Raw genomic sequence first — 21,645 nt, 5'->3', positions numbered from 1 at the left:
ATAATAAGTATAACGACAACTTTGTTCTGCCATGGCTGCGGTAACCCGGGCCTGATGAGCCTGCAGGATTACAGTTTGAAATGCGCGAAAACCGCTCCACAGCCCGAGTCTCCGGCGACTATTCTACATTTGCCGCTCGCATACATGTGCTAGAATGGAATCGAAATCTGAATGCAGATGTGGCAGCATGTATCAGTCAATGTTTGATGATCAGAGGCAAACCCTTATGAGGACGTATTTCCGGAATCAATTCGATACCCCTGCTGGTCATTAACATGATCCTCATGTACACATTAGCATTCTAGGGAGGCGAACCGCGATGAAAAAGATACTGGCAACCGGATTCGAGCCGTTCGGAGGCGAATCCATCAACCCCGCGCTGGAGGCGGTTAAGCAATTGGACGGGCGCATAATCGCCGGTCATCAGATCATCACCCGGGCCCTGCCGGTAGTGCAAAAGAAGAGCATTGCCGCTGTCAGCGGCAGCATCCGGGAATTGCAGCCCGCGCTTGTGCTCGCCATCGGCCAGGCGGGAGGCCGGCCTGAGATATCGGTGGAACGCGTAGCTATCAATATCGACGATTACCGTATTCCGGACAATGAAGGAAATCAGCCGGTCGATGCGCCGATCGTATCTGCCGCTCCGGCTGCCTACTGGTCCACCCTGCCCATTAAAGCGATGGTGGAGCGGATGCGGCGCAACGGCATTCCCGCCGGGATCTCTAACTCGGCGGGCACCTTTGTTTGCAATCATCTTTTCTACGGGCTGATGCATTATTTGCATCAAGGCGGCAATCAGATTCGCGGCGGCTTTATTCACATTCCGTACCTGCCGGAGCAGGCGGCCCGCAATCCCGGTCAGCCTAGCATGGGCCTTGAGACTATCGTGCGCGGTCTGATGCTGGCCCTGGAAGCCGCGCTGGAAACCGGCGAAGATATCAAGATGGGGGCAGGCAAAATACATTAGTATAAGTGCGGCCCGGTAAGCTCATGTTTTTGCCGAAAGTAGCAAAGTGGGGGATAGTTTCCCGGAACCCAACCTAAAACCAACGGCAGGCCAGATTGCCTTGTACCTCTTGAATGATCTGACGCAGGGAACGAAGGCCATAAAACGCTTGGATCGGTCGACAGTCTGGGGAGGGCGCAAGCCCTCCTGTTTTTTTGCAGCGGATCGCTTTAACAAGATTTTATTTATTTTTATAAAACTTTTAAAAATGCTTTAAAGCCGGTTTAACCTTTATTTTTATAATAACCTCATCAAATACAAGGGGGTTAATGTTTTTATGAACAGGATTAAAGTTTTGTATGATGCGGTTATGGCGATGCGAAAAAAGGAGACTTTCAATGGGACGCTGACGGTGCAAGTGAACAAAGACGACGTCCGGCTATTTTCCCTGCGGAACGAATTTGTCAAAAATCTACTGACCGGACAGACCAAGGCCAAGATCACCACCGATCTGAATTATGACGGCACTACATTCAATCACGAAAGCAATACCGAATTCACCCGGCAGCCTTCCGGTGAATGCAGGCAGCATCATTTCCACAACCTCCATCCGCACTTTCAGCACTTCCATGAGGCCGGCAGACATGGAGGCTGGCAAGGCAGGCTGGCCAGACTGGCTTTTGGTTTCAGCATCCTGTCAGCCCTGCAAATCGAGGAACAGGAAGGCAAGCCCGTGATCATGCTCAGCGCTGCCGATTTGTCAGAAGATGCCAGGGATTTGTTCCGTGAACATCTGATCCGGTTCGGCGCTTGCCGGCAACATCAGCGGCATGGCCTGTTCCGCGAGATATGCCAGGCGGATGAGCCCGATTTTGCAGCCAGGATCTTTCTCAATGCCAATCATGAAATTGAGAAAGCGGTTATCATTTTTGCCGGGACGCGGCAAGATGAGCAAAATACAGCCCATGACGTGACCGCCAAGGTCGAATTGTCGCTGGTTGGGTAGAGGTGGGTAAGAGCCCATGCATTTTAAAAACTATCTTATCTGTCCCGAACGGTGCCTGCGCTGCGGCCGATGCCTGACCGCCTGCCCGGCAGGGGCGATTGAGCTTGACGCAACAGGCTTGCCGCAGATTCAGACCGCAAAATGCCTGCGCTGCGGCGCCTGCAAAAGGATCTGCAAGCAAAAGGCGATCGTTTCCCGTGTGAAGTTGAACTGTTAAGCTGATAAGGGCCATGGCGATATAGGACGCAAAGAACATTTTGCGTCCTATAGTTCCAGGTACTATAATTATGAGGAAAGACTACCAAAGGATTTGGATAGGGTGGTATGATATGTTCAGACATGAACGGCGCCCCTGCAGCTATTTTGGCCACGGGAAAGAGAGCCGGCATCAGGTTCCGGAACGCTTCAGGCTGATGCATGATCATCTGCATCAGCATCACCGCAGCCAGTTCCTGCGGCACTATAGGTATTTTCGCTACTTCCGGCCCGTCGCCCTGGTATTTAACCTGCTGATCCTCTATCTGCTGTTTAGCTGGGGTGGATTTAAGGGTATCGGCATCTTTTTTGCAGCGTTAATCATTATGAAAGAGGTACTTCAATTTTTCTTTCTGGTGCGTTTGGAAAAACGAATTTTTAAACCCATGGAAAGCATCAGGCAGGGATTGGACGAAGTCGCCAGGGGGAATTATAGCGTAAAAGCAGCATATGACAAGCCCAATGATCTCTCTTTCCTCATCGCTTCTTTCAATGAAATGACCGAGAAGTTGTCTGAAAGTGAAAAGATGCAGGCTGAGTACGAAGAAAACCGCAAGGCGCTTATTGCCAATATATCCCACGATTTGAAGACCCCGTTAACGGCAATTCACGGTTATATAGAAACGTTGCTGGAGGTCCCGGCCGCTTCCGGGGAAAATCGTGATAAGTACCTGAAAATCATCTACAAAAATATCATTTACGTGAATCGGCTGATTGATGATCTCGTCTTATTTTCTAAATTAGATATGCAAAAGTTGGAATTTCACTATGAAGCAGTATCGATTCGTCCCTTTATGAACGATTTGATGGAGGAATACCGGTTCGATTGCGAGGAAAAAAATATCGGGTTTCACTATAGAGTCGAGCTGGACGAGGATGTTTGGCTGAATGTGGACGGAAAAAGAGTCCATCAGGCTTTTAGAAATATTATCAGCAACGCCGTGCAGCACGGCCCTGAAACCGGTTTGTCCATAGAAGTCAGGCTCTGCCGGCAGGGCGATTTTGTCTGTATTGATATCAAAGACAATGGCCCCGGCATTCCTGAAGATAAGCTGCCGTTTATCTTTGACCGGTTTTACCGCATTGAGACGGAACGGCCCAAAAGCTTTGCGGGCACGGGACTGGGACTGGCTATCGCCAGGGAGCTTCTGGAGTCTCAGGGAGGAAAGCTCACCGTTTCCAGCATCATAAACGAAGGCGCTTGTTTTAGTATCATGCTTCCGATTTTACGTGACAGTGGGGGTGAGGCCAGTGAAACGTATCCTGATTATTGAAGATGACCCTGATATCGCTGAACTGGAGCGGGATTATCTGGGGTTAAACGGCTACAAAGCGGAGATTGCCCTGGACGGATTGCAAGGGCTGAAAAAAGCGGTTTCCGGCATGTATGATGTGATTGTGGTCGATGTCATGCTGCCTCATAAAGACGGCTATGAAATCATTAAAGAAGTCAGAAAGACCCAGGAGATACCTATCCTTGTCGTGTCAGCCAAAAACGAAGATATTGATAAAATCAGAGGGTTGGATTTCGGAGCGGACGATTATCTCACCAAGCCTTTCAGCCCGGCTGAACTGACAGCCAGGATCAACGCTCATATTAAGAGATATGAACGGCTCAGAGGCCATGCCGCAGCTTCTGACGTGATACAGCATAAAGGACTGGAAATCAATACTGCATCCCATAAAGTCTTTGTAGACGGAAGAGAAACGCAGCTGACAGCCAAAGAATACGAGCTTTTAGTGTTTCTGGCCTCGAATCCCAACATTGTTTTCAGCAAAGAACGGATCTTTGACGCCATATGGGGCAGTGAATATTGCGGCGATACTGCCACCATCGCGGTGCACATTCAAAAAATACGCAAAAAACTCGAAAAAGATCCCGTAAACCCCGAGTATATAGAAACCATATGGGGATCAGGCTATCGGTTCAATCCGATGTAACGTTCATATTCCGCCGGCACTCCGGGCATTTTAATACTAGAAAGCAGTATTGATTGCAGGGAGGTGTACCCATGAGTCAGTCTACCCTTAAAATCTCCGGTATGAAATGTGCCCGCTGCGCTGCCCGTGTGGAAAATGCATTGCTCTCGCTGCCTGGCGTGGAGCAGGCGAAAGTGGATTTCTCCACCGCCACTGCCTCGGTAGAGGGCGATGTGAGCCAGGACCAGGTCGTTACGGTGATTGAGACATTGGGCTACGACGTCGCCGGTTCCTGACATTTCGGCGGATTTTCTGTCATGATCAGCCTGGCCTCCATCCGGCTGCCGGCCAATTCCAGCAGGATGTAGGAAAACCACCGCTCCTGCCGCTTGTTTGTCGGCGAGCCGGGGTTCAGCATCAGGACCCCTTTTTTGGTGAAAATCGCGGGCTGATGGCTGTGGCCGAACACGATCATATCCACCGCGTCTTCTTTAAACATATCATAGGCTCTTTGGGGTGTACTCCCGCTGGTGCCGTGTCCATGGAAAATTCCCATGCGATACGGTCCCAGCGGGAGTATTGTTTTTTCCGGCAGCAGGGCCCGGATGTCGTCCGGGTCTCCGTTGCCCCAGACGCCGGCGAACCTGCCCCGGTCTTGCAGCCGCTCCACCGTCTGGCAGTCAGTGTAGTCTCCGGCATAGATGATCAGGTCCATATTCTCCAGTTGCATGAGGAGCTGATCCAATTTTGCGGTGCTTCGTGTCAGATGAGTATCGGAAAGGATCGCTATTCGCATGCGGTATCGCCCTTTCTGCTTGAAATTGGTCCCGGCGGGAGTATCGTTTTTTATTGATCGAATTCACAAGTTCTTCATAATTCCTTCATGGGAAATCTATAATTGGCCGCTATACTTTTAGTATCGATGACTGATCCGTGCATCGGATATAAATTTTCCAGGGAGGTCGGAAAATGAGCGCTACGAGGTCGTTTCTTTGGCGCTGGGATCGATTGACAGCGGTGCTGTTAGCCGGAGTTTCTTTCATCGGCATTGCTGCGATTGGGCTGGCGGCTGAGCAGCCCATGACCCTTGAAGAGATTGTGAATACCGCCATTTTGAACAATCCGGCGGTGATAGAGACCCAGAAACGCTGGGAGGAGAAAAAGAGCCGGATTCGGCTGGCCACCGCTCAGCCCAATCCCAAGATCGGCATTATGAAGGACGATATTCCTAAGAATACCTTAAATATCGGCGAAGCCATGATGACCGAGATCAGCATCAGCCAGGAGCTCATGCTTCCGTCGAAGATCCGGGCCATGGGCAGGATGGCGGAAAATGAGGCCGCCATGAGCAAGGCCGAGTGGAGCGAGAAGCGGCTGGAGGTGTATGCCCAGACCAAACAGGCCTACTATGATTACCTCTATGCCCGCCAGGCCCTGGTGATCGGCCGGGAGGCCCAGGCGCTGATGGGGCAGCTGGCCAGCCTGGCCCAGGTCAACTACTCCACCGGCATGGTGCCGCTGCAGGATACTCTCAAGGCACAGACCGAGTATTCCCAAATGGCCATTGATCTTTCGAACATGGCCTCTATGGAAACTGTAGCCAGGGCTAAGCTGAATAACCTGATGGGACGGTCGGCTGCAGCCGCTTTTGAAGTAAAAGAAGAGTTTTATGCGTTGCCGCCCGAATTTGACCTGGCAGAGCTTTTAAAGACCGCCGCCAGCGAGAAGCCGGCCATCGCCGGCATGGAGTACGGCCTGGCTATGGCCGAGAACGGCCTGGATCTGGCCAAGAGGCAGCAGCTTCCCGATTTTGAGCTGAGCTATGGCTATAAAATGAACAAAGGGCAGATGATCGAGGTTATGGATGACGGCATGGGAATGCCCCAGGTGATGGCCTCCGATCAGCCCGATACCTGGCGGATCGAGCTCATGGCCATGATCCCGCTCTGGCAGGGCAAGAACAAAGCTGAAATCAAGGCGGCTGAAGCCAGCCGGGAGGCTTCCCGGGCGGCACTGCAGAGCATGAAAAACATGGCCGAGCTGGATGTGCAAATGACTCTCACCGAGGCTCAGGCCACCTGGCGGCAGATTGAACTGTACCAGCATACTATTGTTCCCCAGGCCGAGCAGACTTATCAGGCCGCTGTGGTGGGCTATACCAACGGCAAAGTGGATTTCATGACCGTGCTGGAGGGAGTCAACACCCTGCGCAATGCCCGGCTTGGGCTGTATAAAGCCAGGGTAGATTACGAGAAAGCCGTCGCCAACCTGGAGAAAGCAGTGGGCAAACCTTTGTCTATGACGGCGGACATCATGAAGGTGAAGAAATGAGACTGGGGAGGAAGCATATGGCAGACAGCACAGGCAAGAAAAAGATCATCGCCGCCGGTGTAGCAGTGGCCTTACTGGCAGGCGGAACCTACGGCTATTACGGCTACTTTCATAAGCCGCCGGCGTCCCCGGCAGCTGCCGGGCACGAAGGGCACGGTTCCGCCGGAGCTGCAGCGGCTAACGGTGAAACGGTGGTCCTGGACGCCAATGCCCGGCAGCTGGCCGGGGTGCAGACCGCCCAGGCGGAAACCAGGAATCTGGTCAAAGAAATCAGGACTACCGGTAAAATCACCCTCAATGAAACCGGCCGCACTTACATCACCTCCCGGGTCATGGGCCGGGTAGATGAGCTCTACATCAGCGCCGAGGGCCAGTATATCACGCCGGGCCAGGCTGTTGCCGCCATCTACAGTCCGGACTACATCGCAGCCCAGGAAGAATATATCCTGGCCATGGATACCGTCTATAAACTGCGCAACGCCAGCCCGGACCTGATTCAGGTGAATCAGCGCCTACTGGAGGCGGCCCGCCGCAAGCTGGAGCTCCTGGGCGTGTCCCCGGCTGACATCGCCCATCTGGAACATACGCGCCAGGCCGGCGCCCATATGATCCTGCGGGCCCAGTTCGGCGGCACGGTGCTGGAGAAGCAAATCCTGCCCGGCGCTTATATCATGGCCGGGGAAAAACTCTACACCCTGTCCGACCTGTCCACAGTCTGGCTTTACGCCGATCTCTACGAGAAGGACATCGCCGCGGTTCAGGTCGGCCAGGAGGCGGCTGTGACCACCACCGCCTGGCCGGGGGAGACCTTTACCGGCCAGGTCAGCTTCATCAACCCGGTGCTGGATGACGCCACCCGGACCGTGAAAGTCAGGATAGAGCTCAATAACGGCGAGGGCAAACTCAAGCCCAACATGTTCGCCAGCGCCAGCCTGCAGGCTCCTCTGGGCGACAGCCTGGTGATTCCGGTTTCCGGATTGCTGGACACCGGCCGGCGCAAAATGGTGTTTATCGCCCAGGGCGAGGACAGCTTTGTGAAGCGGGACGTGGTCACCGGACAGGAAGCGCAGGGGTTTGTCCAGATCCTGTCGGGGCTGGACCCCGGCGACACAGTGGTGACTGCCGCTGCCTTTCTTCTGGACTCCCAGACCCAATTGGGGAGCTTTAGCAGCCACGCCGGCCATGGCAGTTCAAACAAAAAACCCGCCCCCTCACCGGCCAAACAGCCCGGCGCCGCACCTTCGGCCTCCGGTCCCGCCCCGTCAGTCCCCCCGGCAAATGACCACAGCGGTCATGCCGGGCATTAAGGGGGATGGATTATGCTGAATAAAATCATTGAATTTTCCCTTCATAACCGGGCGATTATCATTGCCTGCAGCATCTTTGCCATCCTGTGGGGCGGCTTTGCCCTCAAAGACATGCCCATTGACGCTTTCCCCGACCTGAGCGAGAATCAGGTCCTGGTGGTGGCCGACTGGATGGGGCGGGGACCCCAGGAGATCCAGGACCAGGTGACCTATCCCCTGGAAACGGCTCTCAGGGGCCTGCCCAAGGTCAAGGAAGTCCGTTCCCTGTCCGCCTTTGGCATGTCGTTGCTCACTGTCATTTTTGAAGACGGCGTGGACACCTATTTTGCCCGGCAGGTGGTCAACGAAAAGATACAGCAGGCTTTGCCCGAACTGCCGGCGGGCGTGCAGCCGGCCATTGGCCCGGCTTCCACCTCCATGGGCCAGGTGTTCATGTACACCATCGAAAGCGATCAGCACAACTTAGCTGAGCTCCGGACCACCCAGGACTTTTTTATCAAGTCCCAGCTGAGCGCGGTGCCGGGGGTGGCGGAAGTCGCAAGCATCGGCGGCTATGAGCTGCAGTACCAGATCAATCTGGACCCGGATCTCCTGCGGGCTTACAACGTCAGCATCAGCCAGGTCTATGGCGCGGTCAGCGCCAACAACGCCAATGTCGGCGCCAAGGTCCTGGAACAAAACGGCCAGGAGTATGTGATCCGGGGGTTAGGTCTGGTTCAGTCCCTGGAGGATATCCAAAACATTGTAGTGACGCAGAACAGCAATATTCCCGTATATATAAAAGATGTGGCCAGGGTGGAGCTGGGGCCTGATTTCCGGCGGGGCGTACTCACCAAGTTTGGTCAGGAAGCCGCCGGCGGCATCGTAATCCAGCGCATGGGCGAAAATACCCTGGAAGTCATTGAGCGGGTCAGGGAAAAAATCGCCGAGATCCAGCCGGCCCTGCCCCAGGGCATGAAGATCGTGCCCTTTTATGATCAGACCGAGCTGGTGGAAAAATCGGTAGAGACCCTGTCCAGCGCCCTGTTCGAGCAGTTTATCCTGGTGTCTTTGACCGTGATCCTGTTTCTGGGGCACTTTCGCTCCAGCCTGATTGTGGCGGCTGTGACTCCGATCGCCATGCTGCTGGCCTTCATTCTCATGCGTCAGATTAACCTGTCGGCCAATCTGATGTCCCTGGGCGGCATTGCCATTGGCGTAGGGGAAATGGTGGACGCGGCCATCGTAGTGGTGGAGAACGTGTACAAGCGTCTGGCCGAGGCCGGTGAAAAAAGAAACATTCTGGAAATCACCCTGGAAGCGGTGAAAGAGGTAGTCGGCCCCATCTTTTTCTCGGTGGCGATTATCATTGTGACCTTCCTGCCGGTATTTACCCTGACCGGCACCGAAGGTAAAATGTACACCCCCATGGCCTGGACCAAGACCTTCGCCATGGCCGGCTCCCTGATCCTGGCCTTTACCCTGATCCCGGTGCTGTGCCTCATGCTGCTCCGGGGGAAAATCAAAGAGGAAGACACCTGGCTGGTCCGCTGGATGAACCGGCTGTATGAGCCGGTCATCAAAACGGCTATGAGATATCGCACCGGCACCATTGCCTTGGTCCTCATCGCCATGATCGCAGGCTTTGCCCTGGTTCCCTTCCTGGGTACAGAGTTCATGCCGGACCTGGATGAAGGCGCCTTCCTGGTCATGCCCACCATGCTGCCTTCGGTATCCCTCACCGAGGCGGTGGAAGCAGCCAAGAAAATGGACCGCCTGATTATGGAGATCCCCGAGGTGGACATGTCGGTGGGCAAAGTGGGCCGGGCCGAGACAGCCATTGACCCGGCCCCTATCAGCATGATCGAGACCATCGTCACCCTGAAGCCCAAGGACCAGTGGCGTCCCGGCATCACCAAGGAGGATATTGAAAATGAAATGATGGTCAAGCTGGCTGGCATACCCGGCCTGAACCTGGCCTTTACCCAGCCCATCGCCGGGCGGCTGGCCATGCTGACCACCGGCGTCCGCACTGAACTGGGCGTGAAGCTCTATGGCGACGATCTGGGCGTATTGCAGCAAAAAGCCTATGAAATCGAAAAAGCCCTGGCTGCCGTGCCGGGAGTCAGCGATCTCCTGGCCGAACGCGTCTTTGGCGCGCCCTATCTGGAGATCCAGATGGACCGGGAAAAAGTGGCACGCTACGGCCTGAATGTGGCGGAGGTGCAAAACGCCATTGAGATGGCCATTGGCGGCCAGACAGCAACCACTACCATCGAAGGCAAGAAACGCTTCGATATCCTGATCCGCTATAACCGGGACAGCCGGGAAAGCATTGAGGCCATGCAAAACATCCTCATACCGGCCCAAACCGGCGGCGGGGCTGCTGTTGGCAGCAGCGGCATGGGTTCTATGGGCGGCATGGGATCAGGTCCGGTTGCATCAGCCAATGCCGCTCCCGGAACCAGAGTTTATGTGCCTCTGGGAGAAGTGGCGCAGTTCCGGGTAGTCGACGGCCCCTCCATGATCAGCAGTGAGAACGGAAGCTACCGGGTGCTGGTGCAGCTCAACACCCGGGGCCGGGATATCGTCAGTTTCGTGAATGAAGCCAACCGGGTGATCCAGGAGCAGGTCAAGCTGCCTTCCGGCTACTATTATAAATGGGCCGGCCAGTACGAGAATCAGCAGCGGGCTAAAGACCGCCTGACCCTGGTGATTCCGGCCGTCATTGCCCTGACCTTTTTCCTCCTGTATATGACCTTTCACTCCATGGGGGATGCCCTCCTGATCCTCTTAAATGTGCCATTTTCCCTGGTAGGCGGCATCGTATCCATCTTTCTGACCGGCACCTACGTCACTGTGGCTGTGGCCGTTGGTTTCATCGCCCTGTTTGGCATTGCCGTGCAGAACGGCATTATCATGGTGGACCATATCAACACTCTGGCCAAAGAAAAGCCCCTGGAGGAGGCTGTGCTGCAGGGAGCTATGGACCGCTTGCGCCCGGTGATGATGACCGCCTTTACCACCGGCTTAGGGCTGCTGCCTCTGCTGTTCGCCACCGGCGCCGGCGCGGAAATCCAGCGCCCCATGGCCATTGTGGTGGTGGGCGGCATGGTGACATCCACCCTGCTGACCCTGGTGGTGCTCCCGAGCATCTGCTACCTGTGGAAAGATTATCTTCAGTCCCGGCAGGAGGCATCCCATTTTCATTAATATAGATCAAACAAATATGAAGGAGAGATTGACCATGAACCTGAACCTAAAGAAAGCAGTATTCTCCCTGGCCGCTATTTTCGCCCTGACAGCGGTTGCCGGCGGTATTTCCGCCGGCCGTCAGCCGGTCCTGCCGGCCACTTCTTCTGTGGCCCAGGCAGCCCACGGCCACGGTCACAGCATGCCCAACGAAGATCCCCTGCCCATCGCTCAGGACTTAGAGCGCAAACTCAAAGACACCGGCGCTATCGCCAGAGCGGGCCAGTGGGCCAATGCCAAACTGGTGGCGGCAGCCGCGCTCAAAACCAGGGACCGTCTGCTGGTCCATATTACCGACACCCGCCTGAACCAGGAACTGCAGCAAAGCGTCCAGGAAGCCCATGACGCTGTCCTTGCGTCCGACAAAACTGCCGTGGAAGCTAAAGTCGCCGCTGCTCTCCAGGTCCTGGCGGAGGCCAAGGCCCAGCTGCAAAACCATACCCATAGTTAGAATAAAATATTTCCCCAGAAAGACGCGCTAAATAGTGATATTTCCGGTTACGGCCGGTAATATCACTATTTTCTTTTTCATCAAAGCAGGGAAAGTACATATGCAATAATGAATACATATATTGAATATTCTGCCGAAATTCGCGGATTACCCAGTTATGCCGGACGGAAATTCTGTTGTTGTTATGCATAACTGCGCATATATATTAATTGAAGAAGGGTGATTTTATGGAAAGTCCTGTTGACATTGACCCCAGTTTACTATTAAAGATCATTGATTCTTCCTATGACGGTATTTTTATTACCAGCCATGAGGGCGTTATCCTCTATTGTAACGAGGCCTACAGCCGGATCTCCGGCCTGAACGCGGCATCCATCCGGGGCCAAAAAATAGAAGACCTGGTAGCGGGGACGGAAATACCGGATGCTTGCTCGCCTGACGTGATACGGACCCAGCGGCCGATTACCAAGATGATCGACTACTATCAGGGAGTATCGGCTCTGGTTACCAGCGTGCCGGTTTTTGACAGCGCCGGTTCCCTGGTCTGGGTCTTTTCCAATGTCCGGGACATTACCGAACTGGTTACACTCCAGGAGCAGCTCAAAAGCACCAGTGATTTAAATGCGGAATACCAACGGCAGCTGCGGCAGATCCAGGATCAGGAACAGAATATCCTCCTGGCCAACAGCCCGATGATGGTAAATATCCTGCGCCTGGCTGACCGTGTGGCCGGCGTATCTTCGCCGGTTTTAATCCAGGGTGAAGCCGGCGTGGGCAAAGACCTGCTGGCACGGTATATTCACGATCGTATCGATACGCCGGCCGCCAGGCCTTTTATTCACATTAATTGCAGCGCCATTCCGGAAGAACTGCTGGAGGCGGAATTGTTCGGCTATGAACCGGGGGCTTTTAGCGGCGCTTCCGAACAGGGCAAAGCGGGACTGTTTGAGCTGGCCGGCAACGGCACTCTGTTTCTGGATGAAATCGGTGAAATGCCCTTATCCCTGCAGGTAAAGCTTCTGGACGTTCTCCAGACCAATCAGGTGCACCGGGTAGGCGGCACCAAAAGCATTCGCGTCAACCCCCGGATCATTGCGGCTACCAACAAGCAGCTGGAAACCCTGATCCGGGAAAATCGCTTCCGCCAGGACCTCTATTACCGGCTCAGCGTCATTCCCATCTACATTCCGCCCTTGCGGGAAAGAAAAGAGGACCTGGTATCTCTGATCTCTTATTTTTTGAACCGGAAAAACCGCAAATTCGGCATGAAACGACGCATTGACTCGCAGGTCATTGAAATTCTGAGCGAGTATCCCTGGCCGGGCAATGTCCGTGAATTGAAGAATGTCATTGAACGAATGGTAGTCACCGCTGACGGCAATACCATTGATGAATCCTGTATTCCCGTTCAAATCCTGCAGATGGCCGGCAAAACCCACTTTATCGCCACGCCTGACTATTTCTCCACCTATGACCTGAAAACAATCCTGGCGGAAGTAGAAAGGGAGGTCATAAAAAAATCCCTGGCCGTATTCGGCTCCCTGCGCAAAGCCGCTTTTCACCTGGGCGTCGACTTATCCACCCTGGTGAGAAAGAAGAAGAAGTACAATTTGTGAGATGGCGGTAACCGCTGGACGCCCCCAAAAACCGTATTCTGGTTTGGGGGCGTCTGTCTTCATCAATAATTCACAATTCATTCATAAGAAACCTATAGTTTTATCGTATAGTTATATACAAGAGGTCATCCTCCTTAGGTTATGCGGCTGGGCTGAACTTCTTCACTCAGTCTGGCCGCAGCTTTTTATATGAACCATGAGGAGAAGCCTGGCTTTAATAAATAGCGGGAGGAATAGTATGTCTGCCTATGGATTATGGCCAATTGTGGCAGTAAACTCTATCATTTTTATAATCTTTGCCTTCAGTTTCACCAGGCCCGGGTCAATGCGGGACTGGCGGTCTTTCGGAGCCTTTTCGGCGTTTATTGTGGCACTTTTTACCGAAATGTACGGCTTTCCCCTTACGGTCTATCTGCTGTCCGGCTGGTTAGGCTCCCAATTTCCCCAGTTGACTCTGTTGACGCATGATGCCGGGCATCTTTGGTATAGCTTGCTGGGGTTGAGCGGTGACCCGCATTCGTCGCCCATCCATATGGCGAGCGAGGTGTTAATTACCGGCGGCCTGGTATTTCTGGCGATTACCTGGCGATATTTGTATCAGGCGCAGAGAAGCGGTCAACTGGCTAAAAGCGGACCATATGCTTATGTGCGGCATCCGCAGTACGTTGCCTTTATCGGTATCCTGCTGGGATTTTTGCTTCAGTGGCCAACGATTCTTACCATCCTGATGTTCCCGGTACTTGTGCTGATGTATATAAAATTGGCGCGCATCGAAGAAGGTGAAGCCAGACAGCAGTTCGGCGCAGAATACGACGAATATATGAACGCAATCCCGGCGTTTATCCCGCGGGTTGGCCGCAAGGACCAAAGTCCGCGCGATATGGGAGGGGGAATGGACAATGCCATTTGATCAACAGTCAGTATTCAACTGGTTGCCTTATCTGATGCTCTTGCTTTGCCCGTTGCTGCATTTCTTCATGATGCGCAGCCATAACGGCGGCTGTCACCGGCAGCCTGATGAAGTATCAAAGAAGACTGGGGAGTGAACCGGTCCGGATAGCAGAACTGTCTGTTATAGTGTAACTGTTCCCTTGTTTTAAGATATAATTTCTTTCGGCAGCATAGCAACATAGTATCGAAAGTCGGATAACTGGTTTGCAGCTCGTAGACCCCTTTTTTCACGACTAATTGGTCTAAAATGAGATAAACTAATGGAAAAGCAAGGGCAGAGTGTACAGGCTGAATACTGTTTTTACTTTGCAGAACTAAAACGATACAAGTCAATGGAAGGACGGTTGTTTTTATGCTGGTAACAAGAGCGAAAGAAATTCTTCAGTCAGTGGATATGATTTGGGTCGTGTATCAGGATGCGCCGATCTGGATCGAGAGTATCGACCCAGACGCAGCGACAGCGCAGGTTACGATTCTCGGTGAAGGCAACCGGGTCGACGTGCCGGTGGCGGAGCTTCATGAGGTGGGAAAAGTAAATTGATTACTTGGATGTGATGGCCTTCATAAACTCATCCCAGTGAAAATGCTTCCCGGGACAGTCTGTGGCTGAGACTTTCCTATGGGGGACTACGTTCGCCGGACGGACCCGGTATCGTTTCATCAGCTTTTTGGTCAGCGCAATCAAAGCCTTTTCCTGTTCCGGCGTGGGATCGTGCTGATTGAAGTCGCCTACCAGAACGATGCCGATGCTGCGGGGATTGACGCCGTAGGCATGGGCGCCTACCATTTTTTCCGGGCGGGCGGTTTGCATCGTGCCGTCCGGCAGGATGACATGGTGGTAGGCGATGCCGGCCCAGCCTTTGCTCAGGTGCAGTTCGTGGATGCCCATGGGGGAGATGTTTTCGATGGCCGTGTGGTGGATGACGATCATATCGGTTCTTTTGCGCGGGACCAAACGCTCGGCAAAGAACAGCTCCGGCCGGAACAGGTTGTCAGTCCGGGCCCACTTGGCGCCGGCCAGGGCCACGGGCTGTTTGCCGGACAGTTTATGAGCCCCTATGTATTCCTGGGGCGAGATCCCGGTGACCTGGAAGGAACGGATTTTGGTATTGATGCTGAAGACGGTGGGTTGTCCTTTGGAGACCGGTTCCTTTAGCCGCTGAAACCGTATCATGATATAGCGGTGGGTATCCTGGTCCTGATAAATAATGCCCAATTCATCGTCGGGGGCATGCCGGTTGACCAGGGCCAGACTTTCGGCCTCGGCCAGCTGCCGATATTGTTCGCTGATTGAATTTCTCAGTTTCCACAGGGGGATGGGGTTATCCAGGACATACATCTCGGTTTTGACCATATTCTGGTCATATTCAATCCAAAGGGAGCCTTTCAGCTTGCCCAAGGAGGCTGTATAGCCAAACTGCCTGGCCGGCAGCCCGGCAGATCGCTGGTGCCACTGGGTCTTATTCCAGTATTGCCCGCCGGTGTCCTGGACGGTATTGTAAAGGCCTAATTTGTCTTCGATTTGCTGCTGGGTATCGCCCGGGTTGGCATGGCCGACGTTGACTGTATACAGCAGGCACAGGCCGCTGATTATCAAAGCGGCTATAGTATGCCGCGCTGTCGTTTTTTTCGCTTTCCGGTTGGTTTCTGTGATTGTCATAATATAGGAATTTTTCCTCCTCATGCTGTGCTCAGTGGACTGGAAAACTATTTAAACCGTATAATAAGATTATAGTACGGCAGGCCCCTGGTGTTCAATAAAAAGTAACCGGCAATATTGTACACCCCGGGGCAGTATGCTATAATAACTCCATTGCTATACGACATTTGTGTTTAATGGAGAAACTGCTTATGATGGAACGTGTCAGCGATGGATAGGTTCAACAGCATCACCTGCCGAATTACCGGCTTGATGTTTCTGGCGGTGGCTCTGACGGTGTTCTTGCTCATTTACCTGGCCAATGAACAGATGATCGAACTGTTTCAGGAGTACCTGGTGGTGCAGCAGATGGAAACCCACATGGGAGACGCCTCGGGGCATCTTTCAGGGGGTGGGCACAGTATGACCGGAATGGGGCCGCTGGAAGAAAGTTTTTTAGCCTCGGTGCATCAGTCTTTGATCTGGGTGGGACTGGCCATTTTAGCAACCGGCCTGGCAGCAAGCTATACCCTGGCCCGCAGCATCACAGTGCCCCTTAGAAACTTGAGCCGGGCAGCCCGAAAGCTTGAGCAGGGGGATTATGACCAGAAAGTAGTCGTAGAAACCAAGGATGAAATTGGAGAACTGGCGGATATTTTCAACCGGATGGCTGAAACTCTGGCCACCAACACCAATCTGCGTCGCCAGTTATTGGCCAATATCGCCCATGAGCTGAAAACTCCCCTGACTGTCATCCAGGGTCATCTGGAAGGTATGGTGGACGGGGTCATTGCGGCGAACAAAGAGCAGCTTTTGTCTCTGCACGAAGAAGCCGTCCGGTTAAACCGTCTACTAAAGGACCTGCGGGATCTGTCCCTGGCGGAAGTCCGGCAACTGGCGCTGGAAAAGCGGCCCACTGATATCAATCAGCTGGTTGGCCGGGCGGTGGCTATGCTCAAGCCCCTGGCTGACGCCAAGGATATTCAGATTAGCTGCAGCCTGGCCGCGGCTTTGCCGGAGATCAGCATTGACCGGGACCGCATGAGCCAGGTGATTTATAATATTTTGGTCAACGCTGTCCGCTACTCGCCTCCGAAAGGCAGGGTAGAGGTGACTACGGTCCTGAGAGAAGAGGATCTCTGCCGGCGGCTGACCGTTTCTGTGGCTGACAATGGACCGGGGATCGAAACCGAAGATATTCCCTATATTTTTGATCATTTCTACCGCAGTGATAAATCCCGTGACCGCAAAAGCGGCGGATCGGGTTTGGGTTTGGCTATCGTAAAGCAACTGGTGGAAATCCACGGGGGCCAGGTGACAGTATCGAGTCAAAAAGAAAAAGGAACGATTTTTCGGGTGGTATTACCGGTAGAATGATAAAAATCTAAAAATTGCTATAGACAAATCGATTGAATTATGCTATTCTATATTAGTCGCTATGACCGAACCTATGATCATACAGACAATGGTCATATCGCGGGGTGGAGCAGCTGGCAGCTCGTCGGGCTCATAACCCGAAGGTCGCAGGTTCAAGTCCTGCCCCCGCAACCAAAAAAATATGCGGGTGTAGCTCAATGGTAGAGTCCTAGCCTTCCAAGCTAGTCACGTGGGTTCGATTCCCATCACCCGCTCCATTCATATTATTGTCTATGCGGCCGTGGCGGAACGGCAGACGCGCTAGCCTCAGGAGCTAGTGGGGGCAACCTCGTGGTGGTTCAAATCCACTCGGCCGCACCAAAATCGTTTACAAGTTAGTTTAGCAGCCCTCCGCTTAGGCGGAGGGCTGCTTTTTTTCACCCGTTCCAGAAATTTTAACGGAGCGGTCTCGAACGGCTGAAGAGGATGGTAGTTAAATCATTAGGGGCGCAAGGCCAGCCGGGATTTAAATCCCGGCCGCTCTGCCAATAAAAAACCGGTCTCGCCAAATTTTGGTGAGACCGGTTTTTTTGGATACGTCCAGCAAGGGTGTCATCTCCAGGGAGAAAGTCCCAAATCGTCAATTAAAATAAAACAAATATACAAAAATCTTGCTAATCTCGAAAAATAATGCGACAAATCCTGAAAAAAACGAAACATATAACGAAATTAGTGAAATTAAATGGCTGCGCAGTGAATCATCATAACAAAAAGAATAAATTTTATTTTCTAAATTATTAAAAAGGTTAGATAAAACAAGATGGATGGAGATAACAGGAGAATGCGAGATAAGTATTCTGTTAATTTAAAATTGGCACGAAATATGCTATATATCTAAGTTGTCGGGCTTGACGGAAAATTTCATCATTTAAAAATTTACTAGGGGGAATATATTGTATGTCCAGTTTAGCTGTTGCCGGTTTTCTTATGATTGTCATCTTCATGTTTCTGCTTATGAAAAAGAAAATATCAGCCATGGTAGGTCTTATCCTCATTCCCATTGTATTTGCCGTTATACTTGGGTTTGGGCCCCAAGTCGGTGCGATGGCTCTCGACGGTATAAAAAAGGTCGCTCCCACTGCAGTAATGATTGCGTTTGCGATGTTCTACTTTATGATTATGATTGACACCGGCTTGTTTGATCCTCTCATTAATGGTATTCTGCGTGCGGTTAAGGGTGATCCTATGAAGGTAGCCGTTGGGACTGCCTTATTAGCAGGATTCGTTTCTTTGGATGGGGATGGAGCGACAACCTATATTATTACGACTTCCGCAATGCTGGCGGTTCATAGACATTTAAAAATGGATCCTGTGATATTGCCGGCGCTTGCAATAATGCAAAATGGTGTAATGAATATAACTCCATGGGGAGGGCCGACGGCTCGCGTTATGGCTTCGCTGCATCTGGAAGCTTCCGAACTGTTTATACCGCTTATTCCCGGAATGATTGCCGGTACACTTTGGATCCTCTTTGTCGCATACCGATGGGGTATTGCTGAACGTAAAAGGCTGGGAATCGTGCATCATTTAGAGAATGCGCAGACTGCGGCGACTGCGGCGCCAGGTGACTTTAGTGCCGCTTCACTGGAGGAAATGGGGTCGGATGCTTCGCTAAAACGTCCGAAATTATTTGGGGTAAATCTGGCGCTTACCATTGTTTTGATGGCCTGCTTAGTCACAGAAGCGCTTCCCCTGAATGTATTGTTCATGGTGGGATCGGCGATTGCCTTGCTAATCAACTATCCTAATCTTAAAATTCAGTCAGAGAGAATCTCTCATTACGGAACGAATGTTTTGCCCAATATCTCTATGGTGCTTGGCGCCGGTATATTTACGGGTATATTGAGCGGCACTAAAATGATTGACGCTATGGCCAAGACATTAACCAATAATATCCCCGAATCTATGGGGACGCATTTAGCGTTAATTACCGGTTTGACTAGTTTGCCTTTTGACTACTTTTTGACCAATGATGCGTTTTATTTTGGTATTGTGCCTCTTCTGGCCAAGACAGCGGCAACTTATGGGATTAGTACAGCCGAAATAGGGCGCGCTTCACTGGTTGCTCAGGGCTGTCATTTATTAAGCCCGCTTGTAGCATCCACCTACATTTTGATTGGTTTAAATAATATTACGCTTGAGGATCTTACTAAAAAAGCGTTGCTGCCGTCTATTATGACTTCGGTTATAATGTTGGCAACGGCAATTGTATTGGGGGTTATTCCTCTTTAGAAGGATTGCTCCCGTTAAGCCTGTACTGCAGATAAGAACTAACAAACTAAGTCAGCATGAATGCATGCTGGCTTAGTTTGTTATCCGGGTCATGCTGCCATCCGGACGAAGAAGAGGCGGCAGTGAAATAGTCAGTGGAATTGTGCAACAAAAGGTTGAGAAAGTGAAACAAAAACGCGGAAACTATAATAAAAGTTGCAAAATCAATTCGATTCTTCATTGTGTTTCGCCGCTATAGGGTTGATTCAACTGAAACTATGCAGCCAGCTTGAATTTATAAATTTGGCATGCTAATTGCATTACTTACGTAGCAGCAAAACAATAGTGAGCTGGCGGACGGGGTGATGATCATAATATCGTGATTATTAAGAGGTCATATGTGCTTAGAAGTTTCAATTGCGGAGGTAGATGATGGGACTTACTGTTGCGGAAAAGCTGATAACTGCTTCATTAGTTGACGGCGAAATGAAAAAAGGAAATCGGATTGGAATTCATATTACACAGACGTTAACGCATGATGTAACCGGTGTTATGACCTATTTGGAATTTGAAGCGATTGGTTTAAAACGGATAAAAACGGATTTGTCTGTAAGTTATATTGACCATAATATTTTGCAGGCTGATTACAAAAATCCGGATGATCACAGGTTTTTGATGGACATTACCAGTAAATTCGGTATCCTGTGTACTAAGCCTGCCAGCGGAATTTGTCATCAGCTGCACTTGGAACGCTTTGCACAGCCCGGGAAGAGCCTGCTTGGCAGTGATTCACATACCGTTAATGCTGGCGGAGTCGGTATGCTCGCCATAGGTGCAGGCGGTCTGGATATTGCAATGGCAATGGCTGGTGAACCGTTTTACTTTAAAATGCCGCAAATTATAAAAGTAATGCTTACCGGAAGATTATCACCGTTTGTATCAGCTAAAAATGTCATTTTGGAAGTTTTAAGACGCCTTACGGTTAAAGGCGGGCTGAACACAATACTCGAATATGCGGGTCCGGGAATAAAAACCCTAAACGTAACGGAACGGGCGACTATTTGCAATATGGGCGCGGAAGCCGGCGCTACAACTTCGGTATTTCCATGTGACGAAGTTGCCCGATATTGGTTTAAAGCCCAAGACCGGGAGCAGCACTGGCAGCCAATTGTTGCTGATGATGACGCGGTATATGACCAAATGATAGAAATTAACCTCTCTGAATTGGAACCGTTAATCGCATTGCCCCATCAACCGGATAATGTGGTGCCTGTGCGCGAAGTGGCCGGGGTTGAGATCGATCAGGTGATGTTCGGCGGCTGTACCAACTCTTCCCTGCAGGATGTACTCTCAATTGCCCACGTTTTAAATGGAAAACATGTACATGGGAACGTAGACACAGGATTGTATTGCGGCAGCAGGCAGGTCATGCTGGAAGCTATCCGGCGCGGTGCTATCGATAAACTGATCTGTTCCGGGGTGCGCATTATGGAAATGTTTTGCGGCGCGTGCAATGGCATGGGCTTTGCGCCCCCCAGCAAGGGGAAATCCCTTAGAACGGGACCCAGAAACTTTTACGGACGCTGTGGTACGGAAAGCGCGGACGTATATTTAGCAAGTCCGGAGGTTGCCGCAGCTTCCGCGATAACCGGAAAAATAACGGATCCGCGTGGCTTGGGGCTGTCGGGCTGGGAATATAGCATGCCGGCAAAGTTTGTTATAGATGAAAGCATGTTTTTGCAGCCTCAGGGTTTTTTAGATCATTCACCGGTTCGCCGGGGGCCGAATATTAAACCGCTGCCTGATCTCGAAGCGGTACCCGGGCAACTTTCCGGTGAAACACTGATTAAGGTTGGCGATGATATCACTACGGATCATATCGTTCCGGCCGGGGCGCACTTTCTGCCTATTCGCTGCAATATACCGGAGGTGTCCAAGTATGTGTTTAAAGTCGTTGATGAATCGTTTCCGGAAAGGGCGAGAAAGGCCGGAAGCGGATTTATTGTAGCCGGTCATAATTACGGGCAGGGTTCAAGCCGGGAACAGGCGGCGCTAGCACCAAGATACCTGGGAATCCGGGCTGTGATCGCCAAAAGCTTTGCACGCATTCATCTGGCCAATTTAGTGAACTTTGGTCTCATTCCGTTTATTTTGGTCAATGAAGACGAGTTTGAACTGATTGATCAGGGCGATACCCTGTCCATTGATACAGCAATCTTAAAACAAGGAATGAAGTACCTCGTTCACAATATTACCAAAAACCAAAAAATAGCGGTTGAAACTCCGTTGTCCCAGGCCGAGTTAGATATCATCCGTGCGGGCGGACGTCTTAACTGGATCAGACTAAACCAGCGCTAGTCTGGGG

19 protein-coding genes and 4 tRNA genes are annotated in these 21,645 nt (G+C 51.8%); 21 read left to right on the top strand and 2 right to left on the bottom strand.

Annotated features, from left to right (window positions below):
* Positions 1-319 precede the first annotated feature (319 nt).
* The 6 genes from pcp to ALO_RS05815 all read left to right on the top strand — a co-directional run bounded on the left by pcp (position 320) and on the right by ALO_RS05815 (position 4,423).
* Positions 320-967: a pyroglutamyl-peptidase I gene (gene pcp / locus ALO_RS05840; protein WP_004093855.1), complete on the top strand. Its 648-nt coding sequence runs from the start codon at positions 320-322 to the stop codon at positions 965-967.
* 316 nt (positions 968-1,283) lie between these two features.
* A complete protein-coding gene (locus ALO_RS05835; RefSeq protein ID WP_040292832.1) occupies positions 1,284-1,952 on the top strand; it encodes a hypothetical protein in 669 nt (222 codons plus the stop codon).
* A 16-nt stretch (positions 1,953-1,968) separates the two neighbouring features.
* Positions 1,969-2,169 (top strand): 4Fe-4S binding protein, encoded by a 201-nt coding sequence (locus ALO_RS05830; RefSeq protein WP_004093853.1) that lies wholly within the window; start codon positions 1,969-1,971, stop codon positions 2,167-2,169.
* 112 nt (positions 2,170-2,281) lie between these two features.
* Positions 2,282-3,481 (top strand): sensor histidine kinase, encoded by a 1,200-nt coding sequence (locus ALO_RS05825; RefSeq protein WP_004093852.1) that lies wholly within the window; start codon positions 2,282-2,284, stop codon positions 3,479-3,481.
* Positions 3,459-4,148: a response regulator transcription factor gene (locus ALO_RS05820; protein ID WP_004093851.1), complete on the top strand. Its 690-nt coding sequence runs from the start codon at positions 3,459-3,461 to the stop codon at positions 4,146-4,148. Before ALO_RS05825 ends, ALO_RS05820 begins: the two co-directional genes overlap by 23 nt.
* Before the next feature lie 71 nt (positions 4,149-4,219).
* Positions 4,220-4,423, top strand: coding sequence for a heavy-metal-associated domain-containing protein (locus ALO_RS05815; RefSeq protein WP_004093850.1), 204 nt, complete (start codon positions 4,220-4,222; stop codon positions 4,421-4,423).
* Here the strand turns inward: ALO_RS05815 and ALO_RS05810 are convergent.
* On the bottom strand, positions 4,402-4,923 hold the full coding sequence (locus tag ALO_RS05810; RefSeq protein ID WP_050806979.1) for a metallophosphoesterase family protein: 522 nt from the start codon (positions 4,921-4,923) through the stop codon (positions 4,402-4,404). The two genes, ALO_RS05815 and ALO_RS05810, sit on opposite strands and share 22 nt — an antisense overlap.
* Positions 4,924-5,096: 173 nt before the next feature.
* Here ALO_RS05810 and ALO_RS05805 point away from each other — a divergent pair, with 173 nt between their 5' ends.
* The 8 genes from ALO_RS05805 to ALO_RS05775 all read left to right on the top strand — a co-directional run bounded on the left by ALO_RS05805 (position 5,097) and on the right by ALO_RS05775 (position 14,555).
* Positions 5,097-6,458: a TolC family protein gene (locus tag ALO_RS05805; protein WP_004093846.1), complete on the top strand. Its 1,362-nt coding sequence runs from the start codon at positions 5,097-5,099 to the stop codon at positions 6,456-6,458.
* Positions 6,459-6,475: 17 nt separating this feature from the next.
* A complete protein-coding gene (locus tag ALO_RS05800; RefSeq protein ID WP_004093845.1) occupies positions 6,476-7,765 on the top strand; it encodes an efflux RND transporter periplasmic adaptor subunit in 1,290 nt (429 codons plus the stop codon).
* A gap of 12 nt (positions 7,766-7,777) precedes the next feature.
* Positions 7,778-10,957, top strand: coding sequence for an efflux RND transporter permease subunit (locus tag ALO_RS05795; RefSeq protein ID WP_004093844.1), 3,180 nt, complete (start codon positions 7,778-7,780; stop codon positions 10,955-10,957).
* 34 nt (positions 10,958-10,991) lie between these two features.
* Positions 10,992-11,447, top strand: a complete 456-nt coding sequence (locus ALO_RS05790; protein WP_004093843.1) for a hypothetical protein — start codon at positions 10,992-10,994, stop codon at positions 11,445-11,447.
* A gap of 227 nt (positions 11,448-11,674) precedes the next feature.
* Positions 11,675-13,063 carry a sigma-54 interaction domain-containing protein gene (locus ALO_RS05785; protein ID WP_004093842.1) on the top strand — a complete coding sequence of 463 codons (1,389 nt, stop codon included), beginning with the start codon at positions 11,675-11,677 and terminating at the stop codon, positions 13,061-13,063.
* Positions 13,064-13,301: 238 nt separating this feature from the next.
* Positions 13,302-13,973 carry a methyltransferase family protein gene (locus ALO_RS05780; protein WP_004093841.1) on the top strand — a complete coding sequence of 224 codons (672 nt, stop codon included), beginning with the start codon at positions 13,302-13,304 and terminating at the stop codon, positions 13,971-13,973.
* Complete coding sequence (locus ALO_RS21725) at positions 13,963-14,109, top strand: DUF2933 domain-containing protein (protein ID WP_004093840.1); 147 nt, start codon at positions 13,963-13,965, stop codon at positions 14,107-14,109. The genes ALO_RS05780 and ALO_RS21725 overlap by 11 nt, the downstream gene beginning before the upstream one ends.
* 257 nt (positions 14,110-14,366) lie before the next feature.
* The gene (locus ALO_RS05775; RefSeq protein WP_004093838.1) at positions 14,367-14,555 is read left to right on the top strand and encodes an H-type small acid-soluble spore protein; all 189 of its coding nucleotides are present in this window, start codon (positions 14,367-14,369) and stop codon (positions 14,553-14,555) included.
* Here ALO_RS05775 and ALO_RS21720 read toward each other — a convergent pair whose 3' ends face one another.
* Positions 14,556-15,674, bottom strand: coding sequence for a peptidoglycan recognition protein family protein (locus ALO_RS21720; protein WP_004093837.1), 1,119 nt, complete (start codon positions 15,672-15,674; stop codon positions 14,556-14,558).
* Between the two features lie 210 nt (positions 15,675-15,884).
* Here ALO_RS21720 and ALO_RS05765 point away from each other — a divergent pair, with 210 nt between their 5' ends.
* From ALO_RS05765 to ALO_RS05740, 7 genes are all read left to right on the top strand, one after another.
* A complete protein-coding gene (locus ALO_RS05765) occupies positions 15,885-17,030 on the top strand; it encodes a sensor histidine kinase (RefSeq protein ID WP_004093836.1) in 1,146 nt (381 codons plus the stop codon).
* Positions 17,031-17,128: 98 nt separating this feature from the next.
* Positions 17,129-17,204: transfer RNA gene (locus ALO_RS05760), tRNA-Met, on the top strand.
* A 9-nt stretch (positions 17,205-17,213) separates the two neighbouring features.
* Positions 17,214-17,287 (top strand) — tRNA-Gly (locus tag ALO_RS05755).
* A gap of 17 nt (positions 17,288-17,304) precedes the next feature.
* Positions 17,305-17,390: transfer RNA gene (locus ALO_RS05750), tRNA-Leu, on the top strand.
* Positions 17,391-17,469: 79 nt separating this feature from the next.
* Positions 17,470-17,557 (top strand) — tRNA-OTHER (locus tag ALO_RS22370).
* Positions 17,558-17,966: 409 nt separating this feature from the next.
* Positions 17,967-19,301 carry a CitMHS family transporter gene (locus tag ALO_RS05745; protein WP_004093835.1) on the top strand — a complete coding sequence of 445 codons (1,335 nt, stop codon included), beginning with the start codon at positions 17,967-17,969 and terminating at the stop codon, positions 19,299-19,301.
* Positions 19,302-19,712: 411 nt separating this feature from the next.
* Positions 19,713-21,638, top strand: coding sequence for an aconitate hydratase (locus ALO_RS05740; protein WP_004093834.1), 1,926 nt, complete (start codon positions 19,713-19,715; stop codon positions 21,636-21,638).
* Positions 21,639-21,645: the final 7 nt, after the last annotated feature.

Source organism: Acetonema longum DSM 6540 (genome assembly GCF_000219125.1).
Taxonomy (GTDB): domain Bacteria; phylum Bacillota; class Negativicutes; order Sporomusales; family Acetonemataceae; genus Acetonema; species Acetonema longum.
Note: the sequence above shows the minus strand (reverse complement) of the source record. Positions and strands in the feature narration are given on the sequence as shown.

Excerpts from the sequence above, each read along its gene's own strand:
- pcp (WP_004093855.1), top strand. The coding sequence starts at position 320 with ATGAAAAAGATACTGGCAACCGGATTCGAGCCGTTCGGAGGCGAATCC.
- ALO_RS05835 (WP_040292832.1), top strand. The coding sequence starts at position 1,284 with ATGAACAGGATTAAAGTTTTGTATGATGCGGTTATGGCGATGCGAAAA.
- ALO_RS05830 (WP_004093853.1), top strand. The coding sequence starts at position 1,969 with ATGCATTTTAAAAACTATCTTATCTGTCCCGAACGGTGCCTGCGCTGC.
- ALO_RS05825 (WP_004093852.1), top strand. The coding sequence starts at position 2,282 with ATGTTCAGACATGAACGGCGCCCCTGCAGCTATTTTGGCCACGGGAAA.
- ALO_RS05815 (WP_004093850.1), top strand. The coding sequence starts at position 4,220 with ATGAGTCAGTCTACCCTTAAAATCTCCGGTATGAAATGTGCCCGCTGC.
- ALO_RS05810 (WP_050806979.1), bottom strand. The coding sequence starts at position 4,923 with ATGCGAATAGCGATCCTTTCCGATACTCATCTGACACGAAGCACCGCA.
- ALO_RS05805 (WP_004093846.1), top strand. The coding sequence starts at position 5,097 with ATGAGCGCTACGAGGTCGTTTCTTTGGCGCTGGGATCGATTGACAGCG.
- ALO_RS05800 (WP_004093845.1), top strand. The coding sequence starts at position 6,476 with ATGGCAGACAGCACAGGCAAGAAAAAGATCATCGCCGCCGGTGTAGCA.
- ALO_RS05795 (WP_004093844.1), top strand. The coding sequence starts at position 7,778 with ATGCTGAATAAAATCATTGAATTTTCCCTTCATAACCGGGCGATTATC.
- ALO_RS05790 (WP_004093843.1), top strand. The coding sequence starts at position 10,992 with ATGAACCTGAACCTAAAGAAAGCAGTATTCTCCCTGGCCGCTATTTTC.
- ALO_RS05785 (WP_004093842.1), top strand. The coding sequence starts at position 11,675 with ATGGAAAGTCCTGTTGACATTGACCCCAGTTTACTATTAAAGATCATT.
- ALO_RS05780 (WP_004093841.1), top strand. The coding sequence starts at position 13,302 with ATGTCTGCCTATGGATTATGGCCAATTGTGGCAGTAAACTCTATCATT.
- ALO_RS21725 (WP_004093840.1), top strand. The coding sequence starts at position 13,963 with ATGCCATTTGATCAACAGTCAGTATTCAACTGGTTGCCTTATCTGATG.
- ALO_RS05775 (WP_004093838.1), top strand. The coding sequence starts at position 14,367 with ATGCTGGTAACAAGAGCGAAAGAAATTCTTCAGTCAGTGGATATGATT.
- ALO_RS21720 (WP_004093837.1), bottom strand. The coding sequence starts at position 15,674 with ATGACAATCACAGAAACCAACCGGAAAGCGAAAAAAACGACAGCGCGG.
- ALO_RS05765 (WP_004093836.1), top strand. The coding sequence starts at position 15,885 with ATGGATAGGTTCAACAGCATCACCTGCCGAATTACCGGCTTGATGTTT.
- ALO_RS05745 (WP_004093835.1), top strand. The coding sequence starts at position 17,967 with ATGTCCAGTTTAGCTGTTGCCGGTTTTCTTATGATTGTCATCTTCATG.
- ALO_RS05740 (WP_004093834.1), top strand. The coding sequence starts at position 19,713 with ATGGGACTTACTGTTGCGGAAAAGCTGATAACTGCTTCATTAGTTGAC.